This window comes from Neoakkermansia glycaniphila (assembly GCF_001683795.1).
Lineage (GTDB): Bacteria > Verrucomicrobiota > Verrucomicrobiia > Verrucomicrobiales > Akkermansiaceae > Akkermansia > Akkermansia glycaniphila.
This window is the reverse complement of record NZ_LIGX01000040.1, coordinates 37,811-51,380: the sequence shown is the minus strand read 5'-3', so window position 1 is coordinate 51,380 and position 13,570 is coordinate 37,811. Positions and strand designations below refer to the sequence as shown.

12 protein-coding genes are annotated in these 13,570 nt (G+C 57.6%); 8 read left to right on the top strand and 4 right to left on the bottom strand.

Features of this window, described 5'->3' with window-relative positions; translation table 11 throughout:
• Window positions 1-27: 27 nt before the first annotated feature.
• Window positions 28-1,695 carry a S8 family serine peptidase gene (locus AC781_RS11555; RefSeq protein ID WP_067777624.1) on the bottom strand — a complete coding sequence of 556 codons (1,668 nt, stop codon included), beginning with the start codon at window positions 1,693-1,695 and terminating at the stop codon, window positions 28-30.
• 123 nt (window positions 1,696-1,818) lie between these two features.
• Here AC781_RS11555 and AC781_RS11550 point away from each other — a divergent pair, with 123 nt between their 5' ends.
• Entirely contained in the window at window positions 1,819-2,592 is a 774-nt protein-coding gene (locus AC781_RS11550; RefSeq protein WP_218107275.1) for an acyl-[acyl-carrier-protein] thioesterase, read from the top strand.
• Between the two features lie 24 nt (window positions 2,593-2,616).
• Here AC781_RS11550 and AC781_RS11545 read toward each other — a convergent pair whose 3' ends face one another.
• Window positions 2,617-4,491 carry a M60 family metallopeptidase gene (locus AC781_RS11545; RefSeq protein ID WP_083077039.1) on the bottom strand — a complete coding sequence of 625 codons (1,875 nt, stop codon included), beginning with the start codon at window positions 4,489-4,491 and terminating at the stop codon, window positions 2,617-2,619.
• Window positions 4,492-5,154: 663 nt separating this feature from the next.
• Between AC781_RS11545 and AC781_RS11540 the strand changes: the two genes are divergently transcribed.
• From AC781_RS11540 to AC781_RS11510, 7 genes are all read left to right on the top strand, one after another.
• Window positions 5,155-6,072: a phage capsid protein gene (locus tag AC781_RS11540; protein ID WP_067777621.1), complete on the top strand. Its 918-nt coding sequence runs from the start codon at window positions 5,155-5,157 to the stop codon at window positions 6,070-6,072.
• A gap of 25 nt (window positions 6,073-6,097) precedes the next feature.
• The gene (locus tag AC781_RS11535; protein ID WP_067777620.1) at window positions 6,098-6,523 is read left to right on the top strand and encodes a hypothetical protein; all 426 of its coding nucleotides are present in this window, start codon (window positions 6,098-6,100) and stop codon (window positions 6,521-6,523) included.
• Window positions 6,524-6,598: 75 nt separating this feature from the next.
• A complete protein-coding gene (locus tag AC781_RS11530) occupies window positions 6,599-7,198 on the top strand; it encodes a hypothetical protein (RefSeq protein WP_067777619.1) in 600 nt (199 codons plus the stop codon).
• Between the two features lie 4 nt (window positions 7,199-7,202).
• Window positions 7,203-9,629, top strand: a complete 2,427-nt coding sequence (locus tag AC781_RS11525; RefSeq protein ID WP_067777618.1) for a phage tail protein — start codon at window positions 7,203-7,205, stop codon at window positions 9,627-9,629.
• Window positions 9,626-10,024, top strand: coding sequence for a hypothetical protein (locus AC781_RS11520; protein WP_067777617.1), 399 nt, complete (start codon window positions 9,626-9,628; stop codon window positions 10,022-10,024). The genes AC781_RS11525 and AC781_RS11520 overlap by 4 nt, the downstream gene beginning before the upstream one ends.
• Window positions 10,021-10,551, top strand: coding sequence for a hypothetical protein (locus tag AC781_RS11515; RefSeq protein WP_067777616.1), 531 nt, complete (start codon window positions 10,021-10,023; stop codon window positions 10,549-10,551). The genes AC781_RS11520 and AC781_RS11515 overlap by 4 nt, the downstream gene beginning before the upstream one ends.
• On the top strand, window positions 10,548-12,119 hold the full coding sequence (locus AC781_RS11510; RefSeq protein ID WP_067777615.1) for a hypothetical protein: 1,572 nt from the start codon (window positions 10,548-10,550) through the stop codon (window positions 12,117-12,119). Before AC781_RS11515 ends, AC781_RS11510 begins: the two co-directional genes overlap by 4 nt.
• A gap of 68 nt (window positions 12,120-12,187) precedes the next feature.
• On the opposite strand, the gene AC781_RS13820 is transcribed toward AC781_RS11510, so the two are convergent.
• Complete coding sequence (locus AC781_RS13820; protein ID WP_141675899.1) at window positions 12,188-12,451, bottom strand: hypothetical protein; 264 nt, start codon at window positions 12,449-12,451, stop codon at window positions 12,188-12,190.
• Window positions 12,452-12,475: 24 nt separating this feature from the next.
• Window positions 12,476-13,561 carry a His-Xaa-Ser system radical SAM maturase HxsC gene (hxsC, locus tag AC781_RS13485; protein ID WP_083077037.1) on the bottom strand — a complete coding sequence of 362 codons (1,086 nt, stop codon included), beginning with the start codon at window positions 13,559-13,561 and terminating at the stop codon, window positions 12,476-12,478.
• Window positions 13,562-13,570: the final 9 nt, after the last annotated feature.

Below are 13,570 nucleotides of genomic sequence, written 5' to 3'. Positions count from 1 at the left end.
GATGTGTGTGATGCGGTGAAAGAATGGTCAGCGGGTGGCGGGGGGCGGGGTGATGCTCCATGCGGTTGCGCTGGGTTCGCCTTGTGCGGGAGGTGCGCCGTAGGTCATGCGGTCGAACGTGATTTTCAGGCAATAATCTCCGTCTTGCGGTATCTGGAAGCGGATGTGCTCGACCGTGTTGTTCGGTGTGGCGGATGCGGCTACCGGAATGGGTTTGCCGGGTGCGGTGGGATCGATCCGGCATAATTCGAGGTTGAAATCGGCCATTCCCCGGTAATCGATTTCCGGTTTTTCGACAGGACTGGGTTTGCCGTCCTTCAGAAGCCGGTCCAGCTCTGCATCGCCGGGCGCCTGGGCAAAGCCCTTGATGGCGCAATCCTGAAACCATGCCAGAGTGGCGGTCACCGTGGAGCCGGACGGTATGTTGCCCAACGGGATTGTTTGCGATTGCCCCTGTTTCAGCGAATAAAGGTTCCAGAACTTGGAAGGAGCCGCTTCACCGTGCTGCTTCAAGGCCTGCGCGAGGTTGAGGAAGCCTGCGCCGAATTTATAGTCGAGGCCCTGCGTCGTCAGCCAGACGTCGGCCTGATCGCGGTAGGCGGCATGATGCGCGCCGTTGTCCCATCCTTTCGGCTTGTCGGCGGCATTGAGGAGGACGGCTTTCAGAACGCGGGCGTCCGTGGCTTCGGCGGGGAATCCGTTCTTTCGAGCCGAGGAAATGAGCAGGCAGGCGCCGCCCGCCACGATGGGCGCTGCTACGCTGGTACCCGAGGCCTTGAAGAAAAGGTCGTTGCGCTTCGGGTCCTTCGGGTTGATGGTGGGTACGACGATCATTTCTCCCGGTGCCGTGATGTCGACCCCGGCTCGTTTGCCCTCCTGCTTGTTCGTGTGCGGATTGATGAAATCGACGGGCAGATGGCAACTGTTCGGGCAGAGTTCATCGTAGGCCGGGGCATTGCCCTGTGCGCCGACGGCTATATTGTTGAATCCCGAGGCGATGGTGCTGACCTTGCCCCGCTGGGCGGGGTTGGGAAAGGTACCCGTATTTCCGGCTGCCGCCACGAAGAGAGTTTCCGGGTGCGCCCGGCAGAAGGAATCCAGCAGGTAGGAGTAGAATTCGACCGTGGGTGTGGGCCAGACGGTGCCCCATGAAGTGTTGATGACATCGGCCTTGCCGAAGAAGCGGCGGTAGGTGGTGAGCAGGGAGGTATGCGAAAAGGGCGGGGCTGCGGCATTCTGCGGTTTCTTGAAAAAGGAAGCGGAATACAGGTCGGCTTTCGGTGCGATGCCCATGGCTCGCGGATTGTCGGCGGATCCGGCAGCGATGGCGCCGCATACGCCCGTGGCATGGAGATCGCTGTAATCGGCGGTGGCTTGTACGCCGTAGTACAGCCTGTCCTCCGGAATGCCGGTGAAGATCGCATGGCCTCTCCACAGCGTGCCGGGTTCGATGTTGGCGACGCGCACGCCCTCTCCCCGGATGCCTTTTTTGTAGAATGCATCGGCTCCGATGCGCTCGTTCACGGAATAGCGTTGGCGGGAATCGTTGCGCCCGGCGGCCTCAAGGTAATCCGTCCATGCCGATACCGGAATGGTTGGCTGAGGCGTATCGGTCGCGAGGCTCGCATGCAGCAGGGACATCCCGGCAAGGCTGCACACGGCGAACGGCCGTAGAAAGAGGAAGGAACGGATCATCGTGAATGGCGGTGGAATGATGCGAAAGGATACGTATTCAACAACATCGATATTCTGTCATACATGGCATGGCTTGGCAAGGATGGATTGGAAATCCACGGGAATTGTGCTATGAAACGCTTGATGGATACGTGGCAGAGTTCGGCGAATGTGTGCAGTTACGAATGCGATGCCTCCGGGCTGATGCGTCCGGAAAGCCTGCTTCACTGGATTCAGGATGCTGCCGAAACGCATGCTGCCGCACTCGGATTCGGTTACGACTGGGGCATGGCGCAGGGGCTGGCCTGGGTGGAAACGGCGGTGAACCTTCGAGTCCTGCGCTGGCCTGCATGGAAGGAGTCAACGGCCTTTCGCACATGGACGGGCATCGCCTCACCCGTGCAGGCTCGGCGGCGATTCGAGCTCTTCGATTCTGCGGGCAACCTGCTGGCGGAAGCGGATTACCTGTGGGTGCTGATCGACACGGAACGCCGTCGCCCCGTGCCTCTGAAGCGCATGGGCGAACTCCTTCCGAAGACGGAATGCCCTGCCTGCGTGCCACCGCCTCCGGTGTGGGAACCCGGCTTGAATAACGGAGACCTGCAACGGACGTTTCGCGTGACGGGCCGGGACATCGACTTCAACGGGCATGTCAACAACGCCTCGTACCTCGTCTGGGCCTTGGATGATCTGGGCGAACGGCAATATTCGGCAGGACGCCTCCGGGAAATCCATATGGCTTTCCGCAAGGAAACGCTGCTGAATGAAGAAATATCCATCTCCTGTGGCATCGTTCCGGGAAGGACTCGACACCTCGTTACGGCGGGCGGGCAGCGCCGCGCCGAAATCGACCTCGTCTGGCAATCAAGGGGCTTCGGTACAAAGAAAAAGGGCGAAGCACCGGAATGCACGCCCTGAAAACATTGTCCGCTGACCGGAAGCCTATTTGCCTGCCGTGTAAACCGGAAGGCGCTTGCCGTCCCAGCTCACGGCCATGATGCGAGTGGAACCTTCGGGGAACACCACGCGCGTGGATGAATTATCCGGAGAATCCGTGCCCACCATCGTCACGCGAACCAGATCGTCGCCCTTGTACGTCTCGAAAACGGCCACATTCTTCCAGACATCGTGCGACACGATGCGGGAATTGCCGTCGCCCGACACGCCCTCGTTCTCCTTCCCGGTGACGGGCAGCTTCTTGGCATAGGCATCGAGGGAATTCACGCTGATATAATAGATCACGGGACTGTCCGGCTTGCGGTACTTCTTCGCATAGTCGGCAAGCTCCTTGCACTCTTCGGCGGTAATCGTCAGCTGGGCGCGGCGGTAATCGTCCATATCCTTGTCGATTGGCTTCAGCATCCCGGTCTTGGTAAAGAACTCCGTCAAATCCTGCTTTGTGGCATCGCACACATTCTTCATGAAATCGAGCTGAAGGCGGCCGTTGCTCTTGCCCTCCTGGCTCTCGTTGCGCACCTTCTCGAAAATATCCGCGAGGAAATCGGGATTGCCGCGCTTGGCTGCCATGAAATAAAGCTGCAGCTGCCACAACGGCACCAGCTTCACGAAATGGTCGCCGCCGTTCTCATAACCCTGCATCTTGTCCGGTCCCTTCTGGCACAGCCACTGTTCGCCGTTCACGATGGCGGCATTCAGGAATGCATTGAAACGGCCGCCGATCATATTGCCGTCGCCGCCGTTGATGCGCTCGTGTTCAAGGCGCATGCTCTTCGGATTCAACTTGAAATTGGCCCATGCCGAAAACAGGTTATTCGTCACTTCCGTGGTGGAAACCCACATCATGCCCGGGCGGGTCTGGTTCACATGGCCGAACTCGTGGGAAATCCCCCATGCCTCCTGCGGAATCCTGTCGGGATTCGCCACGCTGTTCATCGTCCCCTTGTGGAACGCTGCGCCCAAACCGTCCGCATGCATGAAACCGCGCCAGATCACACGGCCCAGAATATGGTTGCGGGGAACCTTGTTGTACTTCACGAGCCCCATAATCTCATGCTGGTAACGCATGATCTGATCGTACAGATTGATCAGCTCCAGCCCCTTGTCCGGGCAGGACTTCCGCAGCTCCTCCACGGAATAGATCAGCTGCACCTGCTTGCCCTTGATATCGATCACCTCGCAAACGGTATTCGCGAGAAGCTTCTTCCAATCCTCATTCGTATTTTTGGAGGAATCGAACACGCCGTTCACCTTGCCTCCGGCCACATGGACGGACACCTGCGGCGCATTCTTGAAATCGTCCGTATAATAGCTGATATAGCCAAGCCCGTTATTCTCCATCTTGATCACGTTCACGCCATTCTTGAGAATATATGACTTCTCCTTGCCGTCGGGACCGAAATCGTGCACCTTCAGCTCCACCTTCTCATTGCCGGCTCCCTGCATGATCACCAATGCATCTTCCCCCGCCGTGAAATAAATGCCCGTGGGATTCTCGAAACGGCTATAACCGCTCGTCTTCAGACGCTTGGCCAAAGAATCAACTGGCTCATAGGCCATATACTTGCCCACGCGCGGGTGAACATTGTACGTACCGGCACGCAGCTCCTCGGCCAGGCGGCGCACGGCAGGATCGGGCAGGGCGGCGATATCCGCAAGCTTCACATTCTTGCGAAGCGAGCCAAGCAGGCTATTCGTAAACACCTTGGCATTGGGATCGTTCTTATCGGCAAACGCATAGGCAGCGGCCTTGGCGGAAGAAGAAGCCGGAGCGGAAATGCCGGACAGCGGAGCCAGACAGCAACAGACGGTCGAAGTCAGAAGCATCCGGGAAACAAACGAGTGGGAACGTACTTTCATCAATGGAAACAAGGTTGAATGATACTAAACTACGGAAAACGGGAGCAAATCTTTCACGGGAAAAGACGACAAGAGGTCGTCTCAATGTAAAATGAAACTGAAAAACAATGAGTAAGATATATAAATGATGGAATAATATATGAGACATCCCTCCATCAGCTCCATACTCTGTAGACTCCGGTGTCACCAAACGGTGTGTCCAAAAGTGTCACTAGGTGACACCAATGTGACCTAAAGTGTGCGTCAGCAAATTGACACACTTTGCAGCACTTGGCAACAAAAAAGCCCCATTTACAGGGGCTTGCGGTTTACTCTGCGTTGCTTTTTCTGGCGGAGGAGGTGGGATTTTATATTTTATCGTATTTGTTTGTTGAGAATACGTTTATTTGTTTTTCTTGATAATATATTGTTTCTTGTTACGCGGTTTTTGATGGTGCGTTTCAAGGCGTTTTCGTTTTCTGTCATAACAGGCGCGGCCGGGTGTTGTATCTGGTCGGTTGTTGCCAGTTCCGATTTTTCGGGGAGCTGGTAAGTTCATATCAGCGCAAGCTTCGCAGATAACCGGTTGTTTCGACGGTCGGCCTGCTTGATGGGGTAAGCGTAGCAGGGGCCCTGTTCAGGATAACCCAATGCGTTCTAATCAATTCAAAAATTAAAACGAATATGGGTAACAACGATATACCGGCCTTTTTCCGGCCGGAGTTTGAAAACAATTTCCGGCACGCGACGCAGCAACAGGTTTCTCGGCTGAATGATTATTTGACTGTTCGCACCGGAGCTTCCGGGAACAAGTACGTATGGGATATTCTCGATGCGAGCGAAGCTCACCTTGAGACGAATAACCGTCTCGGACGTACGATTGTCGATGAGGTGACGGGTACGAGGCGTACCGTGACGCCTGAGATTGTGCGAAAGACTTCCGTTCTGGACAAGAACGACAGTATCTTTCTCGGTACGCAGTCCATTGCGACATCCGATCTTTTGCATGTTCACAAGATGGCTTTTGCCCGCAAGGAAGATGGACTGATTATTGGCGGCGCTTTCGGCGTGAATTATGGTGGCATGGAAGGCAATACGCCTCTTACGCTGCTGGAGTCCCAGAAGATTCCCGTGAATTATACGGATAGCGGGACACCGGTCGATTGCGGGATTACGATGGACAAGCTGCTTACTGTTCGCGAGATTCTGGAGTCGAACGAAGTGCTGTACGATGATGAAGAAAACAGCGATCCGTTGATACTGCTGATTTCTCCCGCCGTGAAGAAGCAGCTTCTCGGACTGGACAAGCTGACGAGCGCCGATTATGCCGAGGTGAAGGCTTTGGTGGAAGGCCGCGTGAAGAAGGCTCTGGGCATCCGCTTCGTGACGACGAACAAGCTTCCGAAGGATGCCAACGGCAACACGCGATGCCTGGCCTACGTGCGTTCCGGCCTGAATTTCTTCCCGTGGGCTGCTGACGATATTCGTGTCGATTCCCTTCCTGAGCGAAACTATGCGATTCAGGTGTACACCGAGAAGATGTACGGGGTGTGCCGTTCCGACGAGCTGAAGTTCGTGGAAGTGGTGTGCAAGACCAAATGACCAACGATAGAAAGGAGTAGATGATATGTCCGATTATTTGACAGACGATATGCAGTACACGCAGCAGCGTGTGCAGGGTAGCATGACCCGCCGTGCGGAGATGACGCAGGGGTATTTGACCTCGAAGCGTTGCCGCATTACGCTGCCTGCCGGGGTTGTTTCCGGCGACAGTATCCGCGTGACGAGGCTGATGCCGAGGCAGGTGCTGATTCCGCACCTGTGTTCGCTGGCCGTGAGCGGTTCCGTGACGAACTTGACGGTGAAGGTGGGTACGGATAAGGAGCCGACGAAGTTTGCCGATTCGGTGAATCTTGCGTCGAGCAAGGCGTTTATTGCGAAGGATGCCGGTTCTCTGGATGAGGACGCGGATCTTGTGGTGACGCTGACGGCCGCCCCGACGTATACGCAGGGTGCGGTGCTGGATTTCTGGCTGATTTTTTCGGCCTTGTAGTCTTGTGGGTAAAACAAGTGTCCCCCGTTCCGCTTCAGTTGTTTCGGGCGGGGCGGGGGATTTTTCTTTAACGATATGGCAACAAAGCTTGAAGTAGTGAATATGGCGCTCTGCCGGATGGGCGAGGGGTGCCTTTCCGCGCAGGATCTGGCGGATCTTTCCAAGAAGGAGGCGGCGGTGGCGGCTGCTTTTTACGGGCAGGCGGTGGCGAGCGTTATGCAGCGGTATACCTGGGCTTTTGCCCTGAAGGGCGAGCTGATGCCGGTGGAGGAGACGGAGGACGGGAAGGCGGCGATTTTCCTGCCGGATGATTTTTTGAGGATGGATTCCGTGGGTGTGCTGGCGACGTGGCTTGTGAGGGGGCGTGAGGTTGTGTTTGCTGAGTGTCCGCGGGTGGAGGAGGTGTTTGTTTCGTATGTGTCGTCCGATGTGGCGGAGGAGGAGTGGCCCGCGTTGTTTACGGATTGCGTGGTGTTGTCGCTGGCTTCGTATCTGGCCGGGAATCTGGCTGCGAATTACGAGCTGGCGGCGCAGTTGACGGCGACGCTGGATCAGGTGGCTCTGCCTGCCGCGATTTCGTACGATGCGAAGACGACGAGCAGCGACAGAAGGAATCAGAGTGTGGCCGAGCGGTTCCGAGGGTCCGCTCTGTTGAAATCACGTTTGGGCTGGTGAGACGATGAAGGAGATTTTTGTGAGTTTGAATGCCGGTGAGGTGAGTCCGCTGATGGTTTGCCGACTGGATGTGGAGCGGCGGGCCGCCGGGATGGAGGAGGTGAAGAATCTGCTTGTGCTGGAGCATGGGGGCGTGGCGAAGCGGCCGGGGATGGAGATGGTGAAGGCGGTGGAGACGGCGGATGAGGGGAGCAGGCTGGTTCCGCACGAGGCGAAGATGACGGATCCGGCGGTGCTGTGGATGTTCGACCGGCGGCTGTATACGGTGAGGCATGGCGCGGTGGTGCCGGATGCTTTTACGGCGACGGCATTCAGCGGGGCGGCGGCGCGGGATTTGCAGTACACGCAGGTGAACGATATTGTGTTTTGCGCGCATCCGGAGGTGCATCCGTTCCGGCTGGAGCTGGCGCCGGGCGCGGCTCAGGTGGCGCTGAAGGAGCTGACGCTGACGCAGCAGCCCTGGGAGACGCTGGTGCAGCAGGAGGCGACGGTGCAGTATGTGCCTGCCGGTACGGGGGTGGACGATGCGGTGACGCTGAAGGCGGACCGGGATTTGTTTGCGGCGGCGATGGCCGGGAAGGAGTGGATTCGGCTGACGATCCATTGCAACGAGTATACGGCGCGGCTGAAGGCGGAGCCGGATGCTATCGGCGAGAAGAACGATGTGGGTACGGCGGTGTACCATGAGCCGGGGGCGCGGATGTATCAGGAGGTGGCGGACGGGAATGTGGTGGGCGGGGTGTGGCGCTACCTGTACGAGTGCATGCGGACGTACGGCGGGCCGACGAAGGACGGGCGGCAGATGAGCGATTGCTACCTGCAAGGGCAGATTGCGATGTACCCGCGCTATGTGGACGGGGATTGGGAGATCAGGACGACGGGGCTTTGGGGGGCGAGCTATGTGCTGATGAGGAGCTACGATACGCGGGCGGATGATGCGGACTGGCGCCGCTGGGACTGGCATGCGGTGAAGTCGTTCGAGCAGTTGACGGATATGAGCCAGATCAGCCGGAATACGTCGAGCAGCACTACGACGGGGGAAGGAGCGTCCAGCACGACGCAGAGCAGCGGTATGGCCGTGGCACGACCGAATTACCAGTTTTCCGGGACGGAGAGCAAGCCGTGCCATTTGATGCTGGTGATTACCCGGATTGTTCCGGCGGATGTGGCGACGGGTAGCAAGGACGGGAAGGTGATGGTGACGATCAAGGCGTGCGACCGGCCGTATACGCTGCAAGTGCAGTCCGTTCAGAATGCCCGGCAGGCGACGGCGAAGCTGGGGAAGCAGTATTTGCAAGGGATTTCGCCGGGGTATACGCGGTATTGGAGTTTCGGGGCGTTCGGGCCGAAGAACGGTTTTCCTTCCGCGATCGCGTTCCATGAGAACCGGCTGTATTTCGCCGGGACGCGGGGGAAGCCGCAGACGGTGTACGGGAGTACGGTGGACGATTACGCGAATTTCTGGATGAGCAGTCTGGACGATTCCGCGCTGGCTCTGACGATTCTTTCCCGTAACCGGAATGCGGTGCAGTGGATGCTTTCGGCGAACGGGCTGCTGGTGGGGACGGGTAGCAATGAGTGGCTGCTTCATGGCGGTGGGAACGGCGGGGCGGTGACGCCGCAGAGTTTTTCCATTTCGTTGCAGTCGTCCGTGGGGAGTGCGGACGTGCAGCCGGTGCAGGCTCCGAACAGTGCGCTGTTCGTGGCGCGGGGCGGCGGGGATGTGTTCGAGACGGCGTTCACCTACGAGAGCGCGAGCTACCATGCGACGAGCCTTTCGGTGCTGGCCGAGCATTTGCTGCGGGATGCGGGCGGGGCCGTGGAGATGGCCTACCAGATGCTTCCCTGGCCGATGATCTGGGTGGTGGCGCGGGACGGGCGGCTGTTCTGCTGTTCGTACAATAAGGATCAGGGGGTGGTGGCGTGGTCCCGGCATGAGGTGGATGCCGGGGAGCCGGTGCTTTTCCGGTCCGTGTGCGTGACGCACGATCCGACGGACGGGGAGGCGAGCGGGTACGATATGGTGTATTTGTCCGCCTGGCTGCCGGAGAGCGGTCGGGCGGCCCTGCTGCGGATGCGCTGGAAGCCGGAGGCGAGGCTGGCCGCCGACGTGCTGGACGGGGTGCAGCACGCGGTGCGCGCCCGGATGGTGTCTTTGCCCGTGGATGTGTACGGAGGCGCCTTGCAGCATACGATGAGCGATGTGAAGCGGGCGTGCAATATGGGGGTGAGGCTGCACGCCGGGAGTTCGTTGCAGGTGGGTATCGCCGGGGAGGGGATGAGGGCCGTGGATTTCAAGGACGGGGGCCGCTGGGGGTTCGTGATGACGCCATGCGGTTTCAAGCGGGATTTGCGCTTTGTGGTGGAGCATGACGGGCTGGAGGAGATGAGCCTTCTGGCGGTGACGCTGGACTGGAATATACGAAAATGAAGACGATGTACGAGGCGAAGCTGGTGACGAATGACGGGTGGCGGGAGTTTGCCGCATGGTTCCCGGAAGGGGGGCTGCGCGGGGAGCTGGTGTCTCCGGTGGGTGTGTGTGCGGTGGCGGACGGGGTACCGGCGGCGGTGTGTTGGCTGTTTTCCTGCCCGACGGCGGCGGGCGGGTGCCTGATGTGGCTGCACCTGATGGCGACGAACCCGGCGCTTCCGGCGGCTGTGCGGGCCGGGGCGCTGCGGTTCGGGCTGCGGTGCGTGCGCGGGTATGCCCGGGAGGTGGGCGCCGCGACGATTCTTTCTTCCGTGGAGGATGCGCGCCTGTGCCGGGTGGCCGGGCGCATGGGCTTCCACTCCCGACAAGGTTTTACGATTTCGATGCAACCATGACAGGCTTATCCATTATGAGCGGGGCTGCTTCCGCAGGCAGTACGGCCATGCAGTACCAGGCGCAGCGGCAGCAGGCGCAGGCCGAGCAGTATTTCGCGGATTACAATAGCGGGCAGGCGGCGAGTACGGCCGATTCCATTTTCCGGGATGCGCGCGAGAATGCGCGGCGGTCCGCGCTGGCGGAGGATCGCTACATGGGGGCGCTGCGCGCCCGTACGGCTGCGGGTGGCGCCGTGATGGAGGGTACGCCGGAGATTGTGGAGCGCGATGCGGCGCGGGAGTTCGATACGCAGGTGGAGGATCTGATGAAGCGGGCGGCGAACGATGCGGCGGCGGTGCTGCGGCAGGCGGAGATAGGGCAGTACCAGGCGCGGCAGGCGGCAAGCGGGTACCGGCAGGCGGCGACGGGTACGTTGCTTTCCGGCGCGGCGTCGCTGGGATCCATCGCGAGCAACTGGCATGCCTATTCCGAGCGGCAGAATGCGTACAGCAAGCTTCTTCCCGGTATTCAGACTCCCGGCTTATGAGCGATATTCTTTCAGCTTTGTCCGGTTCTCCGTTCGCTTCTCAGGCATGGCGGTTGCAGAATATTTACGCGATCAAGCCGAAGTCCGGCCCGGTGTGCAAGTTCAAGCCGAATGAGGCGCAGCGGATGTACTACAACCGGATGTGGTACTGCAACCATATTCTGAAGGCGCGGCAGATGGGGTTTTCGACGCTGATTTCGATTGATAATCTGGATGCTCTGCTGTTCCGGCCGGGGACGATTGCCGGGATTATCGACAATACGGAGGATGATGCGAAGAAAAAGCTGCAAATCGTGAAGCGGGCTTACGAGTACCTGGACGATCCGAAGGTGCATCCTGATACATGGAAGTTCGGGGCGTGGCTGAAGAAGCAGGTGGCGATGAAGGCGAGCGCGTCCGAGATCAAGTTCAGCAACGGTTCTGAGATTTATTGCGGGGTGTCGCTGCGCGGCGGGACGTTGCAGCGGCTGCATGTTTCCGAGCTGGGGAAGACGGCGGCTTTTTCCCCGGCGAAGGCTGCGGAAATCAATTCCGGCGCCCTGAATACGATCGAGCCGGGGCAGATTATCAATATCGAGAGTACGCACGAGGGCGGGCGTACGGGGCTGCACTACCAGAAGCTGCGCGCGGCGATGAAGAGGGTGGGGCAGGAGCTGACGGAGATCGATTTCCAGTTCCATTTCTACCCGTGGTTTCTGATGCGGGAATACAAGCTGGATTACCCGCACATCAAGGTGCGGCCGGAGATCGTGCGGTATTTCGACGAGCTTTCCCGCGAGCTGGGCCGGACGTTCACGCACGGACAGATGCTCTGGTACGATCGCAAGCAGGAGCAGCAGGGCTTCGCGATGCTGAAGGAGTTCCCCTCAACTCCGGGGGAGGCTTACCAGGCGATTGTGGAGGGGGCGATTTACGGGACGCAGATTGCCGCTCTGCGGGCGCGCGGCGGGGTGGCGGAGTGGCCGCTTGATCCTTTCGCGCCGCTGTACACGGCCTGGGACATCGGGTCCAGCGACCATACGGCGATCTGGCTGGTGCAGATGACGGCGGCCGGTCCGCTGTTCGTTGACCACTACCAGGCGAATATGCAGTACGCCGCGCATTATGCGGACGTGGTGCGCGGGTGGGAAGCTCAGTACGGGCGGAAGGTGGCTTCACACCTGCTGCCGCACGATGCGGCCGCGGTGATCCGGGGGACGGTGCAGAACTATACCGCGCTGCTGGAGGAGTGCGGGCTGCGGAATCTGACGGTGGTGCCGAGGACGCGGGACAAGTGGCTGACGATCGGGAATATGCGCGCGCTGCTGCCGCAGTGCCGCTTCCACGCCCGGCTGGACGTGGAGGAGGAGGATATGAACGGCGAGGTGAAGATGACGCCGCTTGCGATGCTGGAGGCATACCGCACGAAGGAGACGGCGGCCGGCGGCGAGATACGGGAGGCGCCGCTGCACGACGAGACGAGCCATACGGCGGATGCCGCCGGGTACTTCGCCGATGCGTGGAAGCTGGGGCTGCTCAATGTGCATACGGAGGGCAGGGTGAAGCCTGCGGCGACGCGGAGGTGGTAAAAGAATATTTATAAAAGAGCTATTGCTCACTATGTGAACAATAGCTCTTGAAGTTCTTATTGTGCAAGTTAGTAACTTGAACGATGAGAACTGTGCGAACTATGAGAGCTGTGCGAACTGTGGGAGCGGTGAGAAGAATGCGCCATCTCTCGAGGCATATCCTTATCCACAATGGCCTGGTCGAAATACAAAGGAGAAGTTTCCTGTGTATTGGCGATTTGTTCATTGCGCGCTTCCAATTCAGAACGAATGCTCACATCAGTTTCCGCTTTAGCTCCTCCTGTCAATGACAGAAGACCCAAAACGGATGTCAATATGGATGCGAATTTCATGGTTCTTTATTGTGTTGTGGCTCGTTATGGAGCCAGTGTAATGGGAGTAATGCCTTGAGTCAGGTATGAACCGCTCGTCAAGAATACTCCACAGCATTCATCTCTTTTGGTACAGGATTCGCAGGCAGCCACGTATCCCTGTTTCCAGTCCGAGATTGACCTTGTCGCAAAGTGCCGATAAGGTTCTGGTAAAAGACAAAGGGGGATATTGTAAATGGAAACATTCATCCCCATATCGTCAACAATTTTGACGGCATGGCACAAACGATCGATGTATTCAACAGGATCAACCCATATTTGCTCATAATTCTTTTGGGCATGACCTATAATTTCCTGTCCCATGAATGCTACATGGTCGACAAATGGAAAATTACGATAGATGAATCGCGCAAAATCTTTCAAATAATGATGATTCTTTTGCGTAATTACCGGACGTATTTCTATATGTTGTCGAAGTTTTCCCAGATTGCCTATACCTTTAATTGTTTTAGCGAACCCTCCTTTCAGGCCATTGATTGCTTCCTGTAAATCAGCCACATCGGAATGCAGGGAAACACAAAATGTTGTATTCAAAGGAGCTGCTAATGCCAACTGCTTGGCCCTGTCAAAATTGGACAAGGCTACGGCATTGGTCAGGATATCTACCTGGCAAGATGGGAACTTTTCATTGATGAGTTGAAAATATTGAAGGATGCGTTCAGGAAATAATGTTGGCTCACCTCCTGAAATGCAAATGACTTGCGGATTTTCTTTGAGAAGTTCGAGGATTCTCAAATTTCTTTGATGCACTGATGGGTCATCCTTTTTAGGGGGCTGAGGACACATAATGCATCGAACATTACAAGCATCCGTGGTAAAGAGGGAATTATGAATGGAATCCTGTTTCCACACCAGATAACAGGATCCATCCGGCTTTACAACGACGATATCACCTTCATTCAAACAATCTGTATTTTTTGCAATGGCTGGATACAAGAATGCTTTCCTCACCGTATCCGAAAGTAGTAGTGTATTTTTCCGGTCGCGATATGTTTTACGTTTGGATACGCGCAACGTTTCTCCATCAGGATGTAATCGAGAACTGACTATTTGTAATTGAATGTTTCGCATCGATTCAGT

Coding starts and splice junctions, on each gene's coding strand:
- AC781_RS11555 (WP_067777624.1), bottom strand. CDS start 1,695: ATGATCCGTTCCTTCCTCTTTCTACGGCCGTTCGCCGTGTGCAGCCTT.
- AC781_RS11550 (WP_218107275.1), top strand. CDS start 1,819: ATGGATACGTGGCAGAGTTCGGCGAATGTGTGCAGTTACGAATGCGAT.
- AC781_RS11545 (WP_083077039.1), bottom strand. CDS start 4,491: ATGAAAGTACGTTCCCACTCGTTTGTTTCCCGGATGCTTCTGACTTCG.
- AC781_RS11540 (WP_067777621.1), top strand. CDS start 5,155: ATGGGTAACAACGATATACCGGCCTTTTTCCGGCCGGAGTTTGAAAAC.
- AC781_RS11535 (WP_067777620.1), top strand. CDS start 6,098: ATGTCCGATTATTTGACAGACGATATGCAGTACACGCAGCAGCGTGTG.
- AC781_RS11530 (WP_067777619.1), top strand. CDS start 6,599: ATGGCAACAAAGCTTGAAGTAGTGAATATGGCGCTCTGCCGGATGGGC.
- AC781_RS11525 (WP_067777618.1), top strand. CDS start 7,203: ATGAAGGAGATTTTTGTGAGTTTGAATGCCGGTGAGGTGAGTCCGCTG.
- AC781_RS11520 (WP_067777617.1), top strand. CDS start 9,626: ATGAAGACGATGTACGAGGCGAAGCTGGTGACGAATGACGGGTGGCGG.
- AC781_RS11515 (WP_067777616.1), top strand. CDS start 10,021: ATGACAGGCTTATCCATTATGAGCGGGGCTGCTTCCGCAGGCAGTACG.
- AC781_RS11510 (WP_067777615.1), top strand. CDS start 10,548: ATGAGCGATATTCTTTCAGCTTTGTCCGGTTCTCCGTTCGCTTCTCAG.
- AC781_RS13820 (WP_141675899.1), bottom strand. CDS start 12,451: ATGAAATTCGCATCCATATTGACATCCGTTTTGGGTCTTCTGTCATTG.
- hxsC (WP_083077037.1), bottom strand. CDS start 13,561: ATGCGAAACATTCAATTACAAATAGTCAGTTCTCGATTACATCCTGAT.